The organism is Caulobacter sp. GW821-FHT10A06 (assembly GCF_059415805.1).
The window spans coordinates 282,543-303,938 of the sequence record NZ_JBWKNY010000009.1; the positions used below are offsets into that span (position 1 = coordinate 282,543).

General features: G+C 68.8%; 25 protein-coding genes and 2 pseudogenes. 12 read left to right on the forward strand and 15 right to left on the reverse strand.

Annotated features, from left to right (window positions below; genetic code table 11):
• Positions 1 to 87: 87 nt before the first annotated feature.
• Entirely contained in the window at positions 88 to 627 is a 540-nt protein-coding gene (locus AC07NF_RS25615; protein WP_492814775.1) for a TadE/TadG family type IV pilus assembly protein, read from the forward strand.
• Complete coding sequence (locus AC07NF_RS25620; protein WP_494633966.1) at positions 627 to 1,190, forward strand: TadE/TadG family type IV pilus assembly protein; 564 nt, start codon at positions 627 to 629, stop codon at positions 1,188 to 1,190. The genes AC07NF_RS25615 and AC07NF_RS25620 overlap by 1 nt, the downstream gene beginning before the upstream one ends.
• Here AC07NF_RS25620 and AC07NF_RS25625 read toward each other — a convergent pair.
• From AC07NF_RS25625 to AC07NF_RS25635, 3 genes are all read right to left on the reverse strand, one after another.
• Positions 1,187 to 1,912 carry an aminotransferase class IV gene (locus AC07NF_RS25625; RefSeq protein ID WP_494633964.1) on the reverse strand — a complete coding sequence of 242 codons (726 nt, stop codon included), beginning with the start codon at positions 1,910 to 1,912 and terminating at the stop codon, positions 1,187 to 1,189. The two genes, AC07NF_RS25620 and AC07NF_RS25625, sit on opposite strands and share 4 nt — an antisense overlap.
• Positions 1,909 to 3,225, reverse strand: coding sequence for an aminodeoxychorismate synthase, component I (gene pabB / locus AC07NF_RS25630; RefSeq protein WP_494633962.1), 1,317 nt, complete (start codon positions 3,223 to 3,225; stop codon positions 1,909 to 1,911). Before pabB ends, AC07NF_RS25625 begins: the two co-directional genes overlap by 4 nt.
• 133 nt (positions 3,226 to 3,358) lie before the next feature.
• Complete coding sequence (locus AC07NF_RS25635) at positions 3,359 to 4,807, reverse strand: MFS transporter (protein WP_494633961.1); 1,449 nt, start codon at positions 4,805 to 4,807, stop codon at positions 3,359 to 3,361.
• Positions 4,808 to 4,875: 68 nt separating this feature from the next.
• Between AC07NF_RS25635 and AC07NF_RS25640 the strand changes: the two are divergent.
• A pseudogene (locus tag AC07NF_RS25640) lies at positions 4,876 to 5,006 on the forward strand (hypothetical protein).
• Here the strand turns inward: AC07NF_RS25640 and AC07NF_RS25645 are convergent.
• On the reverse strand, positions 5,003 to 5,776 hold the full coding sequence (locus tag AC07NF_RS25645; RefSeq protein ID WP_494633959.1) for a tyrosine-protein phosphatase: 774 nt from the start codon (positions 5,774 to 5,776) through the stop codon (positions 5,003 to 5,005). The pseudogene AC07NF_RS25640 and the gene AC07NF_RS25645 overlap by 4 nt on opposite strands.
• A gap of 1 nt (position 5,777) precedes the next feature.
• Positions 5,778 to 6,938 (reverse strand): acyltransferase family protein, encoded by a 1,161-nt coding sequence (locus tag AC07NF_RS25650; RefSeq protein ID WP_494633989.1) that lies wholly within the window; start codon positions 6,936 to 6,938, stop codon positions 5,778 to 5,780.
• Between the two features lie 117 nt (positions 6,939 to 7,055).
• On the opposite strand from AC07NF_RS25650, the gene ygiD reads away from it, so the two are divergent.
• Positions 7,056 to 7,826, forward strand: a complete 771-nt coding sequence (gene ygiD, locus AC07NF_RS25655; RefSeq protein ID WP_494633957.1) for a 4,5-DOPA-extradiol-dioxygenase — start codon at positions 7,056 to 7,058, stop codon at positions 7,824 to 7,826.
• Between the two features lie 112 nt (positions 7,827 to 7,938).
• Here the strand turns inward: ygiD and AC07NF_RS25660 are convergent, their stop codons facing one another.
• Positions 7,939 to 8,619 carry a DJ-1/PfpI family protein gene (locus tag AC07NF_RS25660; RefSeq protein ID WP_494633955.1) on the reverse strand — a complete coding sequence of 227 codons (681 nt, stop codon included), beginning with the start codon at positions 8,617 to 8,619 and terminating at the stop codon, positions 7,939 to 7,941.
• 83 nt (positions 8,620 to 8,702) lie between these two features.
• Here AC07NF_RS25660 and AC07NF_RS25665 point away from each other — a divergent pair, with 83 nt between their 5' ends.
• The 3 genes from AC07NF_RS25665 to AC07NF_RS25675 all read left to right on the forward strand — a co-directional run bounded on the left by AC07NF_RS25665 (position 8,703) and on the right by AC07NF_RS25675 (position 10,255).
• Positions 8,703 to 9,644, forward strand: a complete 942-nt coding sequence (locus AC07NF_RS25665; protein WP_494633954.1) for a GlxA family transcriptional regulator — start codon at positions 8,703 to 8,705, stop codon at positions 9,642 to 9,644.
• Between the two features lie 81 nt (positions 9,645 to 9,725).
• The gene (locus AC07NF_RS25670; protein WP_291871492.1) at positions 9,726 to 9,902 is read left to right on the forward strand and encodes a hypothetical protein; all 177 of its coding nucleotides are present in this window, start codon (positions 9,726 to 9,728) and stop codon (positions 9,900 to 9,902) included.
• A 95-nt stretch (positions 9,903 to 9,997) separates the two neighbouring features.
• Positions 9,998 to 10,255: a hypothetical protein gene (locus AC07NF_RS25675; protein WP_492814753.1), complete on the forward strand. Its 258-nt coding sequence runs from the start codon at positions 9,998 to 10,000 to the stop codon at positions 10,253 to 10,255.
• A gap of 45 nt (positions 10,256 to 10,300) precedes the next feature.
• Here AC07NF_RS25675 and AC07NF_RS25680 read toward each other — a convergent pair.
• From AC07NF_RS25680 to AC07NF_RS25690, 3 genes and pseudogenes are all read right to left on the reverse strand, one after another.
• A pseudogene (locus tag AC07NF_RS25680) lies at positions 10,301 to 10,374 on the reverse strand (hypothetical protein); the annotation flags it as partial.
• Positions 10,375 to 10,382: 8 nt separating this feature from the next.
• Positions 10,383 to 11,288, reverse strand: a complete 906-nt coding sequence (locus AC07NF_RS25685; RefSeq protein WP_494633951.1) for a carbon-nitrogen hydrolase family protein — start codon at positions 11,286 to 11,288, stop codon at positions 10,383 to 10,385.
• A complete protein-coding gene (locus AC07NF_RS25690) occupies positions 11,285 to 11,842 on the reverse strand; it encodes a DUF1003 domain-containing protein (protein WP_492814749.1) in 558 nt (185 codons plus the stop codon). The genes AC07NF_RS25685 and AC07NF_RS25690 overlap by 4 nt, the downstream gene beginning before the upstream one ends.
• A gap of 117 nt (positions 11,843 to 11,959) precedes the next feature.
• On the opposite strand from AC07NF_RS25690, the gene AC07NF_RS25695 reads away from it, so the two are divergent.
• On the forward strand, positions 11,960 to 12,139 hold the full coding sequence (locus AC07NF_RS25695; RefSeq protein WP_492814747.1) for a YegP family protein: 180 nt from the start codon (positions 11,960 to 11,962) through the stop codon (positions 12,137 to 12,139).
• A 157-nt stretch (positions 12,140 to 12,296) separates the two neighbouring features.
• A complete protein-coding gene (locus tag AC07NF_RS25700) occupies positions 12,297 to 13,127 on the forward strand; it encodes an SDR family oxidoreductase (RefSeq protein ID WP_494633948.1) in 831 nt (276 codons plus the stop codon).
• Here AC07NF_RS25700 and AC07NF_RS25705 read toward each other — a convergent pair.
• From AC07NF_RS25705 to AC07NF_RS25725, 5 genes are all read right to left on the reverse strand, one after another.
• A complete protein-coding gene (locus AC07NF_RS25705; protein WP_494633947.1) occupies positions 13,087 to 14,238 on the reverse strand; it encodes a cell wall hydrolase in 1,152 nt (383 codons plus the stop codon). The two genes, AC07NF_RS25700 and AC07NF_RS25705, sit on opposite strands and share 41 nt — an antisense overlap.
• 440 nt (positions 14,239 to 14,678) lie before the next feature.
• A complete protein-coding gene (locus AC07NF_RS25710) occupies positions 14,679 to 15,698 on the reverse strand; it encodes a hypothetical protein (RefSeq protein WP_494633945.1) in 1,020 nt (339 codons plus the stop codon).
• 35 nt (positions 15,699 to 15,733) lie between these two features.
• On the reverse strand, positions 15,734 to 16,063 hold the full coding sequence (locus AC07NF_RS25715; RefSeq protein ID WP_492814739.1) for a PadR family transcriptional regulator: 330 nt from the start codon (positions 16,061 to 16,063) through the stop codon (positions 15,734 to 15,736).
• Between the two features lie 208 nt (positions 16,064 to 16,271).
• Positions 16,272 to 17,171 carry an SDR family oxidoreductase gene (locus tag AC07NF_RS25720; protein WP_494633943.1) on the reverse strand — a complete coding sequence of 300 codons (900 nt, stop codon included), beginning with the start codon at positions 17,169 to 17,171 and terminating at the stop codon, positions 16,272 to 16,274.
• Positions 17,172 to 17,185: 14 nt separating this feature from the next.
• On the reverse strand, positions 17,186 to 17,929 hold the full coding sequence (locus AC07NF_RS25725; RefSeq protein ID WP_494633941.1) for an SDR family oxidoreductase: 744 nt from the start codon (positions 17,927 to 17,929) through the stop codon (positions 17,186 to 17,188).
• A gap of 106 nt (positions 17,930 to 18,035) precedes the next feature.
• On the opposite strand from AC07NF_RS25725, the gene AC07NF_RS25730 reads away from it, so the two are divergent.
• Entirely contained in the window at positions 18,036 to 18,920 is an 885-nt protein-coding gene (locus AC07NF_RS25730; protein ID WP_494633940.1) for a LysR family transcriptional regulator, read from the forward strand.
• Between the two features lie 16 nt (positions 18,921 to 18,936).
• Positions 18,937 to 19,374, forward strand: coding sequence for a DUF1810 domain-containing protein (locus AC07NF_RS25735; RefSeq protein WP_494633938.1), 438 nt, complete (start codon positions 18,937 to 18,939; stop codon positions 19,372 to 19,374).
• Here AC07NF_RS25735 and AC07NF_RS25740 read toward each other — a convergent pair.
• A complete protein-coding gene (locus tag AC07NF_RS25740) occupies positions 19,371 to 20,351 on the reverse strand; it encodes a quinone oxidoreductase family protein (RefSeq protein ID WP_494633936.1) in 981 nt (326 codons plus the stop codon). The genes AC07NF_RS25735 and AC07NF_RS25740 overlap by 4 nt on opposite strands.
• 155 nt (positions 20,352 to 20,506) lie before the next feature.
• On the opposite strand from AC07NF_RS25740, the gene AC07NF_RS25745 reads away from it, so the two are divergent.
• Positions 20,507 to 21,394 carry a LysR family transcriptional regulator gene (locus AC07NF_RS25745; protein WP_494633934.1) on the forward strand — a complete coding sequence of 296 codons (888 nt, stop codon included), beginning with the start codon at positions 20,507 to 20,509 and terminating at the stop codon, positions 21,392 to 21,394.
• The last annotated feature ends 2 nt before the right edge of the window (positions 21,395 to 21,396 follow it).

Below are 21,396 nucleotides of genomic sequence, written 5' to 3' on the forward strand. Positions count from 1 at the left end.
GCGGGCGCGCGCCTAACGCGCCGTTAGGATCGTTCGGCTAGTCTTTCCCTCGACCGACCCGTCCGGGTCCGAAGGGAATTTCGCCACATGGCCCGCATTCTCGCCCGCGCCAGGCAGCGGCTGGCCCGCCATCTCGACCGGTTCTCGCGCGCCGAGCGCGGGGCCACCGCCGTCGAGTTCGCTCTCGTCGCCATCCCCTTCCTGATGCTGGTCTTCGGGATCATCGAGCTGGGCCTGGTGTTCCTGGTCTCGCTGACGCTGGAGACCGCCGTCTCCGACGTGGGCCGCACCATCCGCACCGGCGAGCTGCAGACCACCGGCGGCACGGCCGCCGGCTTCAAGACCGCCGTCTGCAACAAGTTGAGCTGGCTGGGCTCCAGGTGCCAGGGCGCGCTGCGGATCGACGTGCGCACCTTCAGCGACTTCGCCAGCACCAACACCTCGTCCGCGAACCTGACCGTGCCCGCGACGATGAGCTGGGATCCGGGCTCGCAGGGTTCGATCGTGCTGATCCGCGCCTACTACACCTGGCCGCTGATCACGCCGCTGCTGAGCACCGGCCTGCAATCGTCCGACGGCAAGCGGATCATCTACGCCGCCACCGCCTTCTCCAACGAGCCCTATTGATGAGCGCGCGCAAACCCTCTCGCCTGAAGACCTTCTGGCGCAGCCGCCGCGGCGCGACCGCCGTCGAGTTCGCCCTGATCGCGCCGATCCTGATCACCCTGTATTGCGGCATGGCCGAGCTGACGCAGGCCATGCTGGCCCAGCGGCGCCTGTCCAACATCGCCTCGGCGATCGGCGACCTGGTAGCCCAAGGCACCCAGACCGGCCCGCTGAAGATCGACGACATCTTCAAGATCGGCAACACCATCATGGCGCCGTTCCCGACCACGGGCGCGCTGAAGATGTGCCTGCTCAGCGTCACCTCGGACTCGAAAGGCAAGGACACCGTCGCCTGGTCCAGGCCCTCGGTCACCGGCATGACCAACTGCCCGGCCGCGGGCGCCGTCCTGACCGACGTCTCCACCGGCGTGCTGCCGGCCAGCCAGAGCGTGATCATGGCCCGCGTCAGCTACACCTACACCCCGGCCATCAAGATGTTCCTGCCCTCGGGCCTGACCTTCAACCGCACCTACTACCTGCGCCCGCGCAAGGCGGACGCGGTGCTGTGGAACAGCGCGAGCTAGAGCAGAGTATTCACCAGAGAATTCGGCACGAACTCTTTGGCGCCGAGCCGGGATACTTCACGCACGCCGATCAGGCTGTTGGTCAGGAAGATCGCGTCGGCGGTTTCCAGGGCTTCGATCCCGGCGGCGACCTCTTTGACCGCGTGCGAGGCCAGCAGCCGCGCGCGGGTGATCCCCGCCAGCACGCCACAATCCAGGCGCGGGGTGAAGAGGCGACCTTCCTTGATCCAGAACAGGTTGGCGGCGGCGGCGCAGGCGAGTTCGCCGCGATTGTTCAGCATCACCGCCTCGTCGGCGCCGGCGGCCGCAGCCTCGGCGCGGGCCAGGACGTTGTCGAGATAACTCAGGGTCTTCAGCCGCGAGGCCGGCGAGCCTTCGTTGCGACGGGTGGTCGCGATGATCGCCGTGGCGGGGGTCGTGACCGGGGCCGAGGGCGCGGCCTTGGCGAACAGGACCGGGACCGGAGCGGCGGGACGGTCCAAGCCTCGACCGCCCGAGCCGGCGGTCAGGGTCAGGCGGATGGCGAACCGGCCCTCCTCCGGCGTCGTCCCCCGAACCACACGCTCGGCTTCCTCGCGGTCGAACGGCAGGTTCAGCACCGCGCAGCCAGCGGCCATGCGGTCGAGGTGGGCGGCCAGGTGCGGCAGGTTGCCGTCGAGGGCCAGCAGGGTCTCGAACAGGCCATCGCCCAGCAGCAGGCCGCGATCTTCGATAGGGATCATTCGGTCAGGGCCTTCTTCAGCGCCGCGATCTTGGCCTCGGTCTCCAGGCGTTCGCCGTGCGGGTCGCTGTCGGCGACGATGCCGGCGCCGGCGCGGGCCTCCAAGCGCCAGCCTTCGCCGTCCTGGACGAGGCCGACGGTGCGGATCAGCACCGAGCTGTCGAACGCCCCGTCGAAGCCGGCCCAGAACAGGCTGCCGCAATAGGGTCCGCGCGGCGGCTCCAGGCCGGCGATGACCTTCATGGCCTGGACCTTGGGCGCGCCGGTGATCGATCCCGGCGGGAAGCTGGCCCGCAGCAGGTCGGCGACGGTCCGCCCCTCCGCCAGCCGCGCGGTCACGGTCGAGACCAGGTGATGGACATTGGCGAAGCTCTCGACCTTGAAGAGCTCCGGCGCGCGGACGCTGCCCGGCGGCGACACCCGCGCCAGGTCGTTGCGCATCAGGTCGACGATCATCAGGTTCTCGGCCCGGTCCTTGTCGCTGGCCAGAAGTTCGGCGGCGAGAGCCTGGTCCTCGGCGGCGTCGCGGCCTCGCGGGCGGGTGCCCTTGATCGGCTTGGTCTCGATCGCGCCGGACGGGTCGAGCTTGAGGAACCGCTCGGGCGAGTTGGACACCAGCGCCCGGCCCGGCAGGCGCAGATAGGCCGAGAACGGCGCCGGGCTCTGGCCGCGCAGGCGGACGAACAGGTCGAACGGATCGGCGCCGGCGGCCAGGCGCCCCGTCCAGGCGCGGGCGATATTGGCCTGGAAGATCTCGCCGCCGACGATACGGTCGACGACCTGCGCGACGGCGGCCTCATAGGCTTCGCCGTCGGAGGCGGTGAGGTCGGGGCAGAGCGGGCCGGAGGGTTCCGGGCGGTCGGCGGTCGGGGCGTCCAGCCAGGCCAGCGCCGCCCGGGCTCGCGCGGCGGCCTGGGCGTCGGTGTCGCCACGCCCAACCGCGACCACCTGCCGCGCATGATGGTCGAAGGCCAGCAGGGCCGGATAACGGGCGCAGATCAGGTCGGGCCAATCGGTGCGGCCAAGGCTCAACGCCTCTACGCGGTCGCCCAGCTCGTAAGATGCCAAGCCCACGACGCCACCCTGGAACGGCGGCCCTTCAGGATCACCGGCAAGGCGGGGGCCCAGCAGGTCCATCAACGCGCCGAACGGATCCTCGGCAATGCTGAATGTCTCATCCGGCGCCCGCAGCAGATACGACCACCGCCCCTGCCCGCCCGTCACCAGCGCGCAGGCGTACGGCTCATCCCGGAATGGAGCCAGCGCCCAGACCGGCTCACGCCAGGGGGCGGTAAGGAGGGCGACGCGGCGCATTCGGGCGGTGTAGCAGGCTGTGCAAAGCCCCTCCACCGGCTTCGCCGGTCCCCCTCCCCCAAGAGGGGGAGGAGAGATTCCTCTCCGCCCCGCTTGGGGGCGGACAGACCTGCGTCAGCAGGTCAGGTGGGGGCTAGTGCTGAGTCTCCCGTCCCCCGCCCTTGACGGTGAACAGCCCCACCAACCCCAGCGCCAGCAGTCCCGCGATCGGGATGAAGCCCGCCACCTGGCTGGCGAAGATCTTGGTCGCCAGGGCCACCAGCAGCGAGCCCAGCCACATGGTCGCCGTGCCCGACAACGAGAACAGGCCGAAGAACGCCGCCATCCGATCCGGTGGGGCCAGGCGCACCAAGAGCGTGCGGCTAGAGGCGTACTGCGCCGTGACGAAGACGGCGATCAGCAGGCCCATGCCCAGATAGATGATCTCCGGCAGGGTGCGGAACAGCGGCCCGTTCCAGACGGCCGGATGGGTCGCCGCGTCCCAGGTCCACAGGTAGAGGATCTTCTCGCGGCCCATGCCCAGGGTGCCCAGCAGCACCAGGATGCACATGCCGACCTCGAGCTGGATCGCCCGACGCGGCCCCAAGGTCTTGTCGAACCATGGCGCGATCAGGCCGCCCAGCACCCCGAAGATCGACAGCGAGATGCCATAGGCCAGCATCTCCAGCTCGCCCCACTTCATCAGCCCGGCCGCGAACAGGCCGCCGAAGATCAGCAGCGCGGTCATGCCGTCGCAATAGAGCATGCGCGCGCCCAGGAACTTGGCGACGTCGGCATGGCCCTTGAGGTTGCCGAAGGTGTCGGCGATCAGCTTCACGCCTTCCTTGACCGCGCCGGTCAGGGACACGCCGGTGCGGGGTGCGTCGTGGGTCCACAGGAAGAACGGGATCGCGCCCAGCAGCATGACCGTGGCGGCCAGCGGGCCGACGATGCGGCTGGGCTCGTGGTCGGCCTGGCTGAGACCCAGGAGCGGCGAGGCCGGCACGAACGACCACGGCACCATGCCCGGCAGCACGAAGGCCCACATCACGAAGATCAGCAGACTGACCGACAGGCCGTTGGCGGCGGCGTAGCCCAGGCCCGACAGCACCGGCTCCTGCCCCGGCGCGGCCGAGCGCGACAACAGCGAATTGTTGAGCACGTCGCCGCTGTTATAGGCCACGCCCAGGACGATCAGCGCCAGCCCCACCAGGTCGACCGGCAGGCCGCCGGGCTTGGCCAGCCACAGGGCGTACAGGACCGGGACCATGATCGCCAAAACAAGGCCCATGAACGGCTTGCGCGGTCCGAAGCGCTCGATCGAGGCCCCCAGGATCGGCGCGATCAGGGCGGTCAGCAGGCCATAGACGGTGGAGATGTCGGCGACGACCGCCTGGCCCTTGACCGGATCGCCGACCAGCACCCGCGAGAAGTAAGGCGCGAAGACGTAGATGGTGATCAGGATGACGTAGGGGTCGCGCGTGCCCTGGTGCAGGATCCAGCTGAGCGCGCTGCGGGAGAGCTTCTGTTTGGGGATGGGGACGAGGATGTCGTCACCCGCGACATCGTTCATGCCCGGAGCCGAACCCGCCAACTCGCTCATACCGCAACCCTGATGATGCTCGGCCCTCTGTCGGGGCCGTCAGGGGAGGCTGGACCTTAAACAGACGTTTGTCACCTTACCATTCGTGTCATCCCGGCCGCAGCGAAGCGGAGAGCCGGGACCCAGGGGCGGCCTCACTGCGCTTGGCCCCTGGGTCCCGGATCGGCCTTCGGCCTTCCGGGATGACACGGAGGTTTAGGCGAGAATATGAGCCCTGACGGCCTCGCGGGTTTTGGCATCCAGCCCCACCGCCTGCTCCAGATACCCATCCAGGCTGCCGTGCTGATCCTTGATCACCTCGAACGCCGCCGCGAGGTACCGCGCCTCGACGCCCATCGCCGCGCGCATGGCCGCCTCCGACGGACGCCGGCCGGTAGCCTCCGCGATATGGTCCATGAACGCATGCCCACGGCGGTCGAAGCGGCCCGGGTCGTTGGTCAGCAGGTAGTCGTCGATGACGTCGTCATCACCCACGCCCGCGATGTGGTGGGTCAGCGCCGCCAGCACGCCGGTGCGGTCCTTGCCGGCCGCGCAGTGGATCAAGGCCGGGCCCTTCGCCTCGGCCAGCGCCAGGAAGAACCGGCGGAACAGATTGATGTGCCGCTCCTTGAACGGCAGGCGGCGGTAGTACTCGTCCATGTACGTGTGGACCGAGGCCTCGGTCAGCTCGGCGCTGGAGATGAACTCCAGCCACGGATCGGGGCCGGTCGCGCCCATCTCGTTGTCGATCACCTGGGCGGCGAAACCCGTCCAGCGGCGCGAGGGCGAACGTTCGCGCTCATTGGGCCGGCGCAGGTCGACCAGGGTGACGATGCCCAGCGCCGCCAGGGCCGCCAGGTCCTCGTCGGTGGCCTCGGCCTGGTGGGCCGCCCGGAACAGCACGCCCTTCTTCAGGCGCCCCTCCCCCGCCGCGTAGTCGCCGAAATCGCGGAAGTTCTCGACGCCTTGGAGGGGGATGTGCCGGGTCATTCTATTTCCTCAAAAGCGGCTGCAGCCGGTCCTGGATCGGCTGGTCGATATAGGTGTGGAACAGCCAGGCCGCGCCGTAGGCGACCGGGAAGCCGGCCAGCCACATCAGCCACTGCCAGCCGATGCCGATCGGCACGCTGTCGATCAGCTCGTGCACGGCGCTCCAGTAGATCACGCCGACGAAGATGTGGGTGATGAAGAGAGCGAAGGACAGCTTGGCGCCCTCCTCGATCCACTTGCGCGGCTGCTTGACCGGCAGGCGGCCGGCGCCCAGCACGATCATGGCGATGGCCAAGAGCGATGGCGCGTCGAACAGCCACGGGTCCGGCAGGGCGTAACGATCCAGCGGCTGGGTGATGACCAGCAAGGCGACGCCGCCCCACAGCAGCGCCTTGGCCGCCTGCTCGGACGGCCAGCGCATGTCGACGGCCCGCGCCAGGCAGACGCCCAGGATGAACAGCGGCAGGGCCCGCACCACGCCGTACTGGAACTGCAGGTCGGGCAGCGGGTGGTGGAAGACCTTGCGGGCGACAATCTCGAACACACCCAGGATCACCGCCGCGCCCAGCGGCAGGATCCAGGCGTGGCGCACCTTGCTGACGGTCTTCCAGAAGAACGGGAACAGGGCGTAGCAGACGATCAGGGCCGACAGCGACCAGCTGGGCAGGTTCCAGCCATCGCTGGGGAAGCCCCAGGCGTGGATCAGCAGCGCCTGGACCGGCAGCTGATCCCAGGCAAAGCGGCTGGGCTTGTGGGCGTCGGTGCCGACGGTGTTGAGCAGCAAAACGAGGATGGCGAGGAAGCCCAGCACCACCAGGTGCCCCGGCCACACCCGCGCGGCGCGGCGGACCCAGAAGCGCGGCGGGCTGACCCGGCCGCTCAGCACCGAACCGCCATAGGCCCGGCCCAGCACATAGCCCGACAGCATCAGGAAGAAGTCGGTGGCCAGGAAGCCGCGCGAGAACACCTGGCCGAAACGCTCGATCCGCATCGGGCTCTCGGCGCCATAGTGGTAGACGACGATCAGCAGCGAGGCCAGGAAACGCAGGAAGTCCAGCGATCCGCCGCGCACGGCCTCCCTATCGGGACGCTCCAAGACGACCGCGGCTTGCGGTTCGCCAGAGGGTGTTTCCGAAGGAATCTGGGAAAGCGGGGCGGTCACGAGGGTGGCCATAGCAAAGGCGCCGCCCCCGGAAAAGCCGTCGCCGGAAGGTCGTCTTGCGGTATGGCGTCGCGGACACTATCTGCAACTTCTACTGTTTCTGATGGGTCCCCTTCCATGTCTCGCATGCCCGTCCTGTTCGTCGGCCACGGCTCGCCGATGAACGCCATCGAGGACAATGCCTGGAACCGCGACTGGGCGCGGCTGGGCGTCGAGCTGCCGCGGCCCAAGGCGGTGCTGATGATCAGCGCCCACTGGGAGACGCGCGGCGCCTCGGCGGTCAGCGCCTCGGAAGCGCCGGAGACGATCCATGATTTCGGCGGCTTCCCGCAGGCGCTGTTCGACGTCCAGTACCGCGCGCCGGGAGATCCGGCCTTGGCGGCGCGGGTGGTCGAGCTCTTGTCGCCTGATCCGGTCGTGCAGCATCCGACCCGAGGCCTGGACCACGGCGCTTGGGGCGTGCTGAAGCCGATGTATCCGCACGCAGACGTGCCGGTGGTGCAGCTGAGCCTGGATCGTGGGCGCTCGGACCGCTGGCACTATGAGGCGGGGCGTCGCCTGGCGCCGTTGCGGGACGAAGGCGTGCTGATCATGGGCAGCGGCGACATCGTCCATAACCTGCGGGCGGCGGACTTCCGGCGGCCCGAAGCGCCGGAATGGGCGGATCGGTTCAATGAGACGGCGAAGCGTCTGATTGTGGCCGGGGATCATGATCCGTTGATCGACTGGCGATCGCTGGGCCCTGACGCCGAGATCTCGATCAACAGCGCCGAGCACTACCTGCCGCTGCTTTATGTGCTGGGGGCGCAGGAGACTGGGGAGGCTGTGAGCTTCTTCAATGACGACGTGTTCGCGGCGATTTCGATGACCGGCGTGAAGATCGGCTGACCTCTCCCTTCCCCCTTGATGGGGGAAGGGCCGGGGATGGGGGTGATGCGGCGGTTCCGCTTGCACGGCCCTGCTCACCCCCACCCAACCCTCCCCCATCAAGGGGGAGGGCTCAGAGGGCTGCGGCGGCTCGCTGTGCCGCCGCCTCGCGCGCCTCCATCCCCTTCCCGTAAATCCCCGACACCCGCCGCAGCACCGCCTCCGGCGCCGTCTCCGGCCGCCCGGCGTTGAACGGCGGATCCGGGGCATACTCCACCGCCAGCTGGATGCTCTGCGCCATGTCATCCCCCGCCAGCTCGGCCACCACGGTCAGGGCGAAGTCGATCCCCGCCGTCACGCCGCCGCCGGTGATGTAGCGCCCGTCCCGCGCGACGCGCGACGGATCGGGGATCGCGCCGAACAGCGCCAGCTGATCCCGCCACGCCCAGTGGCACGCCGCCCGCTTGCCTTTCAGCAGCCCCGCCGCCGCCAGCACCAGCGAGCCCGTGCAGACCGAGGTCACGTACCGCGCCCCGTCCGCCAGCCGCCGGATCTCGGCGATGAAGTCCATGTTCCCCATCGCCTCGGTGGTCCCGAAGCCGCCCGGCACCAGCAGTAGGTCGCAGGCCTCGATATCCGACAGCTTGGGCAGGCGCGCGAAGACCAGGCCGTCGGCCTCGATCTCGCCACCCTCCAGGCTGGCCACCGTCACCTTGGCGCCGGGCAGGCGGCACAGGATCTGGTGCGGACCGGTGAAGTCCAGGTGGGTCACGCCCGGAAAGAGCGCGATCACGATTTGTAGCGGCTGGCTCATGCGATGGTCTCCGTCATGATTGCCGGAAGAACATGGTTCAGTTAGCCTCCGTCAGAAATGACATAGTTCCCACGGTTTCAGCCATGCCTCGCGCCATCGGGTTTCTGGTCTATCCGGGCTTCCAGCTGCTGGACGCCACCGGCCCCATCGCGGCCTTCGAGATCGCCGGCCGCCTGTCGCCCGGCGCCTACAGCCTGCACTTCCTGTCGCTGCACGGCGGCCTGACGCCCAGCTCCTCCGGCGTGGTGATCCAGACCACCGCCCTGGCCGACTGCCCGCGCCTGGACACCCTGCTGATCTCCGGCGGCGACGGGGTGAAGGTCCCGGCCACCTGCGCCGACACCCTGGCCTTCGTGCGCGAGGCCGGGCGGCTGTCGCGGCGCGTGGCCTCGGTGTGCTCCGGGACCTACGTCCTGGCCGAGGCCGGCCTGCTGGACGGCAAGCGCGCCACCACCCACTGGAGCCGGACCAAGGATTTCCAGCGGCGCTATCCCAAGATCCGGCTGGAGCCGGACCGGATCTTCATCCAGGACGGCGCGATCTGGAGTTCGGCCGGCATCACCGCCGGCATCGACCTGGCCCTGGCCCTGATCGGCGCCGACGAGGGCGAGGCCGTCGCCCGCCGCACGGCCCAGCAGCTGGTCGTCTATCACCACCGCCCCGGCGGCCAGTCGCAGCACTCGGCGCTGATCGACCTGCGCCCCGGCCGCTTCGACGCCCTGCTGTCCTGGGCCCGCCAGAACCTGGCCGAGGCCCTGTCTGTCGAGCAACTGGCCGACCGCGCCGCCATGAGCCCGCGCAACTTCGCCCGCCTGTTCGCCCAGGAGACCGGCGTCACTCCCGCCAAGGCCGTCGAGCGCCTGCGGGTCGAGGCCGCCCGCGCCCTGCTGGACTCAGGCCCGCTGCAGGTCGAGGACGTGGCGCTGGAGACCGGCTTTGGCGATAGCGAGCGTATGCGCCGGGCTTTCATCCGCGCCTATGGCCAGCCGCCGCAGGCGCTGAGACGCGCGGCGAAAGCAAGCTGAAACACGGCGACATCGGCCGGCAACACAGGGCGCGGACGGTGCCCAGGTCGGGGGACACAAACCTTCATCCCGGAGATCTATATGACCGTCGCGAAGATGCTGGGGGCCTCGGCCCTGGTCGCCGCCGCCCTGACGCTCGCCGTCCCCGCCAGCGCCGCCCCCTATCACCATGGCAAGCCGCACAAGGTGAAGGTCTGCAAGTGGGAGCGCCATCACGGTCACAAGACCAAGGTCTGCCACTGGGTGACCCGCCGCTAATTCGAAAGCTCAGCCGTACATTTCGGACATAGTCTTGCAACGACCGGCAAGGATCGTGGTTACCGATCGAGGGACCATCGATCCTTGGAGGACAAATGTCCGTCATGAAACTGCTGAGCGTCGCGGTCATCGCGGCCTCGGCCCTGGTGGTCAGCGTTCCCGCTGCCGCCGACGCCCACGACCGTCGTGACCGTTATGATCGGCACGAACGCCACGACCGCTATGACCGAGGCCGCTACGATCGCGTGCGTTACGATCGCGGCCGCCACCACCGCGGCCACAAGGTCAAGGTCTGCCACCGCGAGTGGCGCCACGGCCACCGTGAGCGGGTGTGTTACTGGACCTGGCGGTAGTTCTTAGTTCCAAAGCGTGTCATCCCGGAAGCCTCGCAGAGGCTATCCGGGACCCAGGGGCCGGCGTATTGCGGTTGCCCTGGGTCCCGGCTCTCCGCTTCGCTGCGGCCGGGATGACACGTAGGAGCTACACCGCTCGCCGATCCCCCGACCGCGGATCCGTCACCACTGCCCCCGAGTTCAACACCCCGTCGATCGCCCGGTCCCGCCAGGCGACAGTGCTGTCGTAAATGTCGGCCGCCAGGTCGACCTCCGACACCAGCAGCCCTTCCGTCTGCGCCTCCAGCACCCCGGTGATCACCCCATCCGGCCGCACGCAGAACGACGGCCAGCAGCTCCTGGGCGCCGACGAGTTCGGGCAGCTGATCCACATGTTGTTGTTCGAGGCGCTGGCGATCATGCCCGCGGGCATGGTGATGGCCGGCAACGTGGTCCCGCCGGTCAGAAGATGCGTGCCGACCCCGGCCTCCATCTCCGCGAACCGTTCGGCCGACAGCCCGCCCGCATGGAAGCCGTGGAACATCATCCGCACGCCCAGCCGGTGATAGGCCCGGTAGAGCTCCGGATACCGGTAATCGTGGCAGACCAGCACCCCACACCGGACGCCGCCGATCTCGAACACCGCGAAGTGATCGCCGGGCGTGTAGTGGGCCAGATCGCCTGTCAGTCCTTCCGCATCGCCGGCGCAGAACCGCTTGTCGTAGCGGTCGACCAGCGCGCCCGAGGCGTCGATCACATAGACGCTGTTGTGCGGCTTGTGCCCGCCCGACAGCCGATGAGCCGAGCCGACCACGGTCCAGAGCTCCAGCTCTCCCGCCAGCCCCATCACCGCCCGCGTCGCGGCCTGGCAGGCGTCCCAGTCGAAACCGTCGAAGCTTTCGAAGTCGACGCCGGCATAGCCCGACAGCGCCGCCTCGCAGAAGTGGACGACATCCGCCCCCGCCGCCTTGGCCTGGCGCATCAGCCGCTGGACCGCCGCCAGGTTCGCGGCGATGTCGGCGCTGACGGCGAACTGAGCGGTGGCGACCCTCACGCCGGCCGCTCCGCCCGCAGCCGCGCCACCTCCGTCTGCAGCTCGCTCAGCCGGGCGGCATGTTCGCGGCACAGCACCATCAGCTCGTCGCTGCGCAGGGCGTCCAGCTTGTCGATCACCCGCATGATCTCCAGCTCGGCGCGCAGGTTCACCGCATAGTCGTGCTCGGCGGTCTTGCGGTCCTTCGCCGCCTGGCGGTTCTGGCTCATCATGATCACCGGCGCCTGGATGGCCGCCAGGGTCGAGAGCAGCAGGTTCAGGAAGATGAAGGGATAGGGGTCGAAGGCGTGCTTGAACGGGGCCAGCGCCAGGTTCAGCCCCATCCACAGGAACAGCGCCGCGCCGAAGCCGCCGATAAAGCCCCACGAGCCGCCGATCGCCGCCACCCGGTCGGCCAGACGGGTCCAGAAGGTGTTGTCGTCGTCCTCGTCGGGCTCGTCGGAAGGCTCCTCGTGCAGGATCAGGTCGATGACCCGCTTCTGCACGTCGCTGAGCTCGGCATAGGGTTGGCTGAGCAGTTCGCGGGACAGCTGGTCGAGGTGTTCCTGGGTCATCGGGGACTCACGGCGGACGTTACAAAGCCGAGATTGACAGGGTCGTGTCTGGAAGGCGACGGTCCCTGTATCGGGTGGGGCCGATGACTTCCTGTTCCTTCCTCAAGGAGAAGACCGATGGCCCATAAGTTTCTGATCAAGAAGAACAAGGCGGGCGAGTTCGTCGCCTACTTCACCTACAACAGCGAGAACATCTTCTGGACCGAAGGCTACTCCTCGAAAGCCGGGGCCAAGAACGCCATCGAGTCGATCAAGAAGAACGGCCCGGACGCCGAAGTGGACGACCAGACGGACTAAGCGTCTGCGGGTCCGTCCTCGCCCTTCGACAGGCTCAGGGTGAGGACTACTTTTGAAACCGCATCAGTAGAAACCTCATCCTGAGCTTGTCGAAGGACGAGGTTTCGGACCCTCCGTTTTCTCCATTGACCACCCTGCCCCTCCGGGTCTCTGATCATTGATAACAATGATACGGGAGGGGAACGCCATGGCCGCTGACGGCCGGAAATCCATCTTCATCACCGGAGCCGCCAGCGGCATCGGCCTGGCCTGCGCCAAGCGTTTCGCGCGGGCCGGCTGGTTCATCGGACTGTCGGACATCGACCGCGCCGGCCTCTCGGCGGCGCACCAGGCCATCGGTCCCGACAACGGCAGCGTCCACCCGCTGGACGTCCGCGACCGCGAGGGTTGGACCAACGCCCTAGGCGACTTCGGCCGCGAGACCGGCGGTAAGGCCGACGTGATCCTGAACAATGCCGGCGTCGCCCGCTTCGGGGTTCTGGAGGACCTGTCCGACGCCGACTGCGACATCCAGATCGACGTCAACATCAAGGGCGTGATCAACGGCGCCCGCGCGGGCCTGCCGCTCCTTAAAAGCGCCGGCGGGCGACTGATCAATATCGCCTCGTGCGCGGGCCTGTACGGCTCGCCCAAGCTGGCGGTCTATTCGGCGACCAAGTTCGCGGTGCGGGGCCTGTCGGAGGCGCTGGACGTCGAATACGCCCTGCACGGCGTCAGCGTCGCCTGCGTCATGCCGTGGTTCGTCGAGACGCCGATCCTGAACGCCGGCACCTCAGGCACGAACGAGCAGATGGCCGACGCTCTGCGCGCCGGCGGCCTGGAGGTCTATCCGGTGGAGGACGCCGCCCAGGTGGTCTGGGAGGCCGCGCACGGCAAGGCGCTGCACTACTTCGTGGGCAAGCGGGCGAAGCAGATGCGCTTCGCCAGCAGCCACATGCCCAATGCCGTTAGGAAGCGGCTCCGCTCGCAGCCCCTACTGTCGTCTTGAGGCCGTCCAGCGGACGGTCGGACGTCGGGACCAGGGCCTTGACCGGCGTGGCCTGGGTCTTGGGCGCCGTGGCGATCGGGGCCGAGGCCGGCTCGGTCACCTGCGCGCCGACCGGACCGCCCATGCCCGGCGCGTTCGACGCCGGCTCCAGACGGCCGATGGCGCTGGCGGCATAGACCACCGGCGGACGACCATCAGCCGTCAGGCTGGCGATCTCGGACGGGGCGATGTCGTCGACGGTCGGCAGGTGCGACGGGGCGAAGCTGCCCGACGACGCGCCATGACGGCCGAAACGATAGAAGATGTGCATGCCGACCTGGGCGACGCGCAGCAGACGCGGACCCCAGCCGGGCGAGACATTGATCGTGTGGAAGTGCGTGGCCGAACCGACCGCGCTGGACATCTCGCCAGCCAGGGTGCGCGAAGCGACCTTGCGGGCCCGCGACCAGGCGCCGACGTCGCGAGCGCGGCGCATCGAGCCGTCGCAGGCGAAGCTGAACTGGCAGCCCGTGCGGTTATAGGCGCCCTGGAACACCACGCCGCAGATCGACTTCGGGAAGGCCGGGTGACGCACGCGGTTCATGACCACCTGGGCCACGGCCGCCTGGCCGCTGGGGGTCTCGCCACGGGCTTCGTAATAGACGGCGTCAGCCAGGCATTCCAGCTCGCGCGAGCTCTCCAAAGCATTGCGCAGTTGGAACGGACCGGCGATCCCGGGGTTGAATGCAGAGCCGAAGCTGGCGCGCAGCATCAGCGGGCCGGTGCGACCCGACTGGCCGGGACGCAGGTTGGCGCCTTCCAGACGCGCGGTCAGCATGGCCGACTGGCGGTCGCGCTGATCGTCGAGGGCGGCAAACAGATAAGGATCGTGACGCTTGGCCACGGCGAGCGCGCCGGGGTCCATACGCGTAGAAGCGCTCAGCATGGCCGCGTCGGAGAAATCCCCCGATGCGCCTTCCGCCAATCGGGCGACGCGGGCGTGGGTGGAGGCCGATTGAGCCAGGCCACCCAGAAGGTAAACGCCGCCCAGAGCCAGACCCGTGATGGATCCGACCAATACGGCGCCGACCAGCCCGCGCGCGTCCGCGCGCGTCTGCGACTTGATATACAAAACTAGCGTCCTGCGCGGCGAGGGCGCTCCGGCCCCCCGACAAAAACCACCTCGAAACCCCCGAAATTCACTGGCGGGGAACCCTTCGAAGCGGGTGGACTGGCCGTAACACGCTGTGGCCAAGATCCTGCTTGATGGGGCTTATGACGTATCCATGAACGACTCGCAAGCACTTGCCGCACTGCAGCATGGCGTCTGCGCTTAGAAGTCGCACAGTCAAATTGTTAACGCGTTGAATCGTAGCGAAAAGCTCGACAAGTGCGATCGGCGTTTTTTTGTGGATCAAAAACCCTTGCCACGCCTTTGCTCGGACTTTCGTCGCGTAACTTCGGCGGCGCCGCATCGATACTCCACGACGTCATAAACCTTAACAATCTTGCTTAATTGGCCGCGCGGATTGGGCGGGTTCCGGACGAACTGTCGGCCCCGCCCTCGCCGCCCTACCGCCCCTTCACCAGCCGCCACCCGTCGACGAACAGCTTGGTCACGTTGGCCGCCACGGCGACTGCCAGGATCACCATGAAGGTCGTGTCGACCACCTGCTGCAGCTTGGCGAAGTCGGCCGCGTGGTCGCCGTTCGTCACGAAGGTGACCAGCGGGAAGGCGGGCCACAGGATGGCGCTGATCGCCAGGCCACCCAGCGCGGCCAGGATCTCGGTCGCCGCCCGCGCTCGCACCCAGGCCGGCTGGATCACCAGGATCAGAGCCGACAAGCCTTGCAGGACGGCCAGGCCCAGGATCGGCCAGTGCAGGGCCAGGACGACCGGGCTCACGACAACGCCGAAACCGTCGGGCGCGTGCACGATCCGCTCCATCGGGAACGGCAGGGCGCCGGTCCACCAGGCGATGAACAAGGCGACGGCCGCCAGTTCGAACACGGCTTCGAAACGGGTCTTGGCGAACCAGCCCTTGCCGCCGGTCCAGCTCGACCAGGTCCAGTCGCCACCGCCCATCCAGTCCTTGCCTTCCGGCAGGACGGGCAGATCGCTGACCTTCCAGTTGGCCAAGTCGCCGACCTTGATCCAGCCGCGCTCGACCGCCGCCGCGATCACCGTGGCCGTGCCGATCAGGCTGAGCGCGGTGGGGATGAAGTCCGACAGGATGCCGCCGATCCGATGGTTGTTACCCTGGCCGGCGATCAGCACCACCACCGCCGGGACCACCGTGGCCAGGGCGGCGATGGCCAGCAGCACCTTCACGGCGAACAGCCAGAACGGATAGATCTCCGGCCCGACCAGCGCGCGGTGCGGGCCGTAGCGGCCGGCCACGGCGATCGGGTGACCGATCTCGCGCAGCAGGCTTTCCGTGCCGGCCTTGTCGAGCGGACGGCCCAGCGCCGCCTCCTTCTCCTCGACACGGTTCATGATCAGGTCGCGCAGCTCGGCGACGATGTCCTGGCGCGAGGCCTTCGGCAGCAGGGCGGCCACGGCCGCCAGATAACGATCGATCAGATCGCTCATGGTCTTGTCCCCTTGAGAATGGTGTGGAGCCGGCATCACAGCAGCGGCTCGAGGGCGGCGTTGATCGCGCGCCATTCGTCGGCGAGACGGACGAGCACCGCCCGGCCCTCCGCCGACAGCTGGTAGAAACGCTTCTTGCGCTTGTCTTCCTCGCGCCATTCGCTGGCCAGGAGCCCTTGGCTCTCCAGCCGACGCAGCATGGGATAGAGCGCGCCTTCGTCGATCTCGACACCTACGGTCGAGAGGGCCTGGCGCAGGCTGTAGCCGTAACGCTCCTCCCGCAGCTGGGCGAGCACGGCCAGGATCAGCGTCCCCCGCCGCAGCTCCTGTCGGAGCGATTCAAAGATGTCCGTATCGGTCGGCATGGGGTGTGCGCCACATAGTGTGCATCACATGGTGTGTGACGCACACTGTATGTCACACAGTATGATCAGGAGTCAACAGATGCTCCCCCGCGATGCGGGGGAGCTGTCGCGGAGCGACTGAGGGGGCTAGCTGGAGGTCGGCCGTGCTGGCCCCCTCCGGCCCTCTGGGCCACCTCCCCCGCATCGCGGGGGAGGATCTTCGTCCGCGCTACTTCACCACCGGCTTCCGCAGGTCCTGCAGGCCCACCCGCCAGAACAGCTCGGCCCGCACGCGATCCGCCACGCCGTTGACGATCTCGGCCCCGTCCTGCGAGGGGTCGATGTGCACCCGGAATGGACGCTGGCCGAACGGCGTGTCGACCACGCGGGCGATGGCCTTGGCCACCTCGCCGGCATCTGCGTCGGCGGGCTCCAGCGCGGCCAGGCCGTTCAGCGCCGCCTCGGCCACGCCGGCGTATGGCCCGTCCATGTATGCCCCGGCCACCGCCGCATCGGCCGGCTTGCCGGCATGGGCAAAGTGGTTGGTGCCCTTGGTGAAGGCCCCCGGCACGATGATCGAGGTCTCGATCCCCCAGCGGGTCAGCTCGCTGGCGTACGAGACGGCCAGGCTGTCCATCGCCGCCTTAGCCGCGAAGTACGGGGCCAGGAACGGCGGCGTACCGCCTCGCGTCGAGCTGGACGAGACCCAGACCACCAGGCCCCTGCCCTGCTGGCGCAGCACCGGCAGGGCGGCGCGGTTGACGCGCTGGGTCGAGAGGACGTTGACGTCGAACAGCTGCGCATACTGCTCGGGCGTGAAGGCCTCGGCGGGACCAAAGCTCATGTGGCCGGCATTGTGGACGATGACGTCCAGATGGCCGTCCTGAGCGACGATCTGGACGATGGCGGCCTGGACGGAAGGCTCCGAGGCCACGTCCAGCTCGACGGTGCGCAGGTCGACGCTGTGCTCTTTCGCGTAGTCGGCGGCGGCGGCGACCTGCGGGGCGTTGCGCCCCGTCGTCTCGCGCATCGAGGCGTAGACGGTGTGGCCGGCGCCGGCCAGTTCGCGGGCGGTCAGCGCCCCGAAGCCCGAGGAAGCGCCGGTGACGAGGATGACTTGCTTGCTCATGACAGGGCTCCTTCTCAGATGATGCCGCCGTTGACGCGCAGGGTCTGGCCGTTGATCCAGGCCCCGTCCGGACCGGCCAGGAAGGCGATGGTCGACGCGATGTCCTCGGGCTGGCCCAGGCGTTCCAGAGGCGCGGCCTTGGACAGGCGCTCGATGACTTCGGCGGGCTTGTCGTCCAGGAACAGCTTGGTGGCTGTCGGGCCGGGCGCGATGGAATTGACCGTGATGTTCCGCCCGCGCAGCTCCTTGGTCAGGATGGCGCTCATGGTCTCGACCGCCGCCTTGGTCGCGGCATAGACGCCGTAGTTGACCGGCAGCAGGCCCACGACGCTGGACGAGATATTAATGATCCGGCCGCCGTCGCGCAGGCGGCGGGAGGCCTCGCGCAGGGTGTTGAACACGCCCTTCAGGTTCACGGCGATGGTCTGGTCGAACAAGGCGTCGTCGGTGTCGGCCAGGCTGGCCAGCTTCATGATCCCGGCGTTGTTGACCAGGACGTCGACGCCGCCGAACGCCGCCTCGGCGTGGTCGAACAGCCGGCGCACGGCAGCCGGGTCGCTGACGTCGGCCTGGGCGGTAATGGCCTTGCCGCCGGCCGCCTCGATCTCGCGCACCGTAGCCTCGGCGGGGGCGGCGTTGGCGGCGTAGTTGACGATGACGGTGAAGCCGTCGCGGGCCAGGCGCTTGGCCGTCTCCGCGCCGATGCCGCCCGAGGCGCCGGTCACCAGCGCCACCTTGTTCTCAGTCGATTGGGTCATGGTTGGTCTCCTTCGATGGAGCGACCATGCGCCTTCGCCTGAGTTGAATAATTCAGCCAAACACGACATGACTATTCGCATTGTCGAATAATAGGAGCGCGCGGCGTTGGATCGGTTCGAGGCCATGCGCCTGTTCACCCGGATCGTGGAGCGCCGCAGCTTCACCCAGGCCGCCGCCGACCTCGACCTGCCCCGCTCGACCGCCACCGAGGCCGTGCAGCAGCTGGAGGCGCGGCTGGGCGTGCGGCTGCTCCAGCGCACCACCCGCCAGGTCAGTCCCACCCTGGACGGCGAGGCCTATTACCAGCGCTGCCTGCGCCTGCTGGACGAGCTGGAGGAGGCCGAGGGCGCCTTTCGCCAGCGCACCCCGACCGGCCTGCTGCGGGTCGATGTGCAGGGCGCGCTGGCGCGGCGGTTCGTGCTGCCGGGCCTGCCCGACTTCCTGGCCGCCTATCCCGAACTGAAGATCCAGATGACCGAGGGCGACCGCCTGATCGACCTGGTCCGCGAGGGCGTCGACTGCGTGCTGCGCCTGGGCGACCTGACCGACAGCGCCATGGTGGCCCGGCGCGTGGCCCTGCTGCCGGAAGTGACCTGCGCCGCGCCGGCCTATCTCGCGCGGCGGGGAACGCCCAGGACGCCCGACGACCTCGCGGGCCACCGCATGGTCGGCTTCCTCAACGCCGCGACCGGTCACATCTACCCGCTGGAGCTGACCGTGGACGGCAAGGTCCGCCAGGTCGCGGTGGAGGCGGACGTGACGATCAATTCGGCCGAGAACACCGTCGCCATGGGCCTCCTGGGCCTGGGTCTGATCCAGGCGCCCCGCTACCGGGTCGAGGACTGCCTGGCCGACGGGACCCTGGTCGAGGTCCTGGCCGACCATCTTCCGACCCCGACGCCGGTTTCCCTGCTCTATCCACGCAGCCGACAGCTGTCCCCGCGCGTTCGAGTGTTCATCGACTGGGTCGCGAAGCGTTTCGCCGCCTGACGGTGAGGAGACCGCCATGGGTCACGCCGCGCCACGTCCCCCCAATCCGCTGAGCCGCTTCGTCGACGCCCAGAGTTCCACCTACGACCGCGCCATGGCCGAGTTGCGGCGCGGCCAGAAGACCAGCCACTGGATGTGGTTCGTCTTCCCGCAGATCGCCGGCCTGGGCCGCAGCCCGACCGCGCAGTTCTACGCCATCGCCGACCTGGCCGAAGCCCGCGCCTACCTGGCCCACCCCGTGCTGGGCCCCCGCCTGGTCGAAGCCGTCGAAACCCTCCTGGCCCTGCCCGGCCGCGACGCCCACGCGGTGTTCGGCTCGCCGGATGACCTGAAGCTGCGTTCCAGCCTGACGCTGTTCCAGGCGGCGGCTCCGGAGGAGCCGGTGTTCGGGCAGGCGCTGGTGAAGTACTTCGCCGGGCGCGAGGACATGCTGACGCTGGAGAAGCTCTCCTAGAACACCAGCACCTGCTTGCCTCGCTCGGGCGCGCGCACCGTCTCCTCCAACGCGGCGCGGAAGTCAGTGAATGGTCGCACGCCTGCGATGAGCACTTCCACGGTCGGGTCGGCCAGCTCCTCCAGCACGCTCGCGATCCACGCCGCATCGCTAACCGGCGGCGTCTCGAAGAAATACCGGTAGATGTACGCCCGGATCAGCTGGTCCTGCATCAGCACCCGCAGCGCGTTGGTCTGGAACGGCGCCAGGTCGTAGGCGCCGACGATCACCGCGCGGCCTCGGAAGCCGAGGGCCTCCAGCAGCTGGGTCAGCACCTGCCCGCCGATGGCGTCGACGACGCCGGACAGGGTCTCGTCGCCGATCGCCGCGCGCACGGCGTCGGCCAGCGGAACCTCTAGCGCCGACAGCTCGATCACCGCCGCCGCGCCCAGAGCGGTCAGGTCGCGGCCCTCGACCTTGCGACGGACGATGGCGACCACCTTCACGCCACGGCGAGCGGCCATCTGGATCAGCAGGGTCGAGACCAGCGAATGCCCCGCCGTCACCGCCAGCCACTGGCCGGCCTGGACCTCAGAGGCCTCCAGCAGATCGCGGGCGGTGACCGCCGGCATGAACTGGGCGGCGCGCTCGACGGGATAGTCGCCCCGCAGCGGGACCAGGGCGGCGGGGTCGACAGTCACGAACTCCGCCCACAGCCGCGTGGCGCTGAAGGCGACCAGCATGCCGGGCGCGAGATCGGCGCGGCCGCCGGCCTCGACCACGCGGCCAACGCCGTGGTTGCCGACAATCTGGCTGGGCAGGCTGGGCCGCTTGGCCTCCGGGTACTGGCCCTGGGTGTAGAAGAAGTCGCCCGGATGGATGCCGACGGCGACCATCCGCACCAGGGCCTCTCCGGGCGCGGGGACGGGCTGGGCGACCTCCCGCAACGCCACGACGTCGAGAGGCGAACCGAGACGATCTTGAACCAGGGCTTTCATGGCGGTGCTCCGTTGAACTCGGAGCGTCAGATGAAGACCATCGCACGTCGGGACAATCGCCCCGTCGGGAGCTCTGTTTTCCGCCAGCGGGACAATCGCCAATCTTGCGCTAGACCCTCGCCGCGCCGATCTCCTGGGCGAACGAGGAGCCGCGCATGCTGGGCTATGACGACGTGGCGATCTTCCTGCGGGTGGCGCGCGAGGGCAGTTTTGTCGCCGCCGCCCAGGCGTTGGGCCTGCCGACCAGCACGGTCAGCCGCCGGGTCGCGGCCCTGGAAGAACGCTTCAAGACCCAGCTGCTGCGCCGGACCACCCGCGCCGTCAGCCTGACCGACGACGGCCGCGCCTTTGTCGATCGCGCCGCCGCGGCCATGGACGAGCTGGAGGCCGCCGCCCGCGGCCTGGACGTCTGCGACAGCCGCCTGTCGGGCAAGCTGACCGTCACCGCCCCGCACCATGTCTGCAACGAGGAGTTCGCCCCGCACCTGCTGGCCTTCGCGGCCAAGCATCCCGACCTCGTCATGGACCTGCGCCTGACCAACGGATCGCCGGACCTGATCGAGGAGGGGATCGACGTCGCCTTCCAACTGGCCCCGCTGCCCGAGGGCCGCCACGTGGCGCGCAAGCTGTGGACCGCGCCCTACGGCCTTTGGGCCAGCCGGGAGTTCCTGGCCAAGCATCCGGAGGCCGCGAGCCTGGATCACCCCAAGCGCCTGGCCCGCCTGCCCGCCGTCGTCACCCCGCCGATCCTGGCCTGGCGGTTCGTCCACGCCGGCGGCGAGACCCTGGCCGTCGCGCCGCGCACCCTCGGGGCCTCGGTCGACGACCTGTCACTGGGCGCGCTGGCCGCCAGCCAGGGCCTGGGCGTCGCTTATCTGCCCAAGGGCCTGGCCGGGCGCTTTTCGGAGCTGGTGGAACTGTCTCTGGGGGATTGGCGGGTCGAGGACCGAGAACTCTACGCCCTCTATCCCGCCACGCGGCAACTGTCGCCCAAGGTCCGGGCAGTGATCGACCACGCCCTGGCCGCCCGCGCCGCGCACTGAAC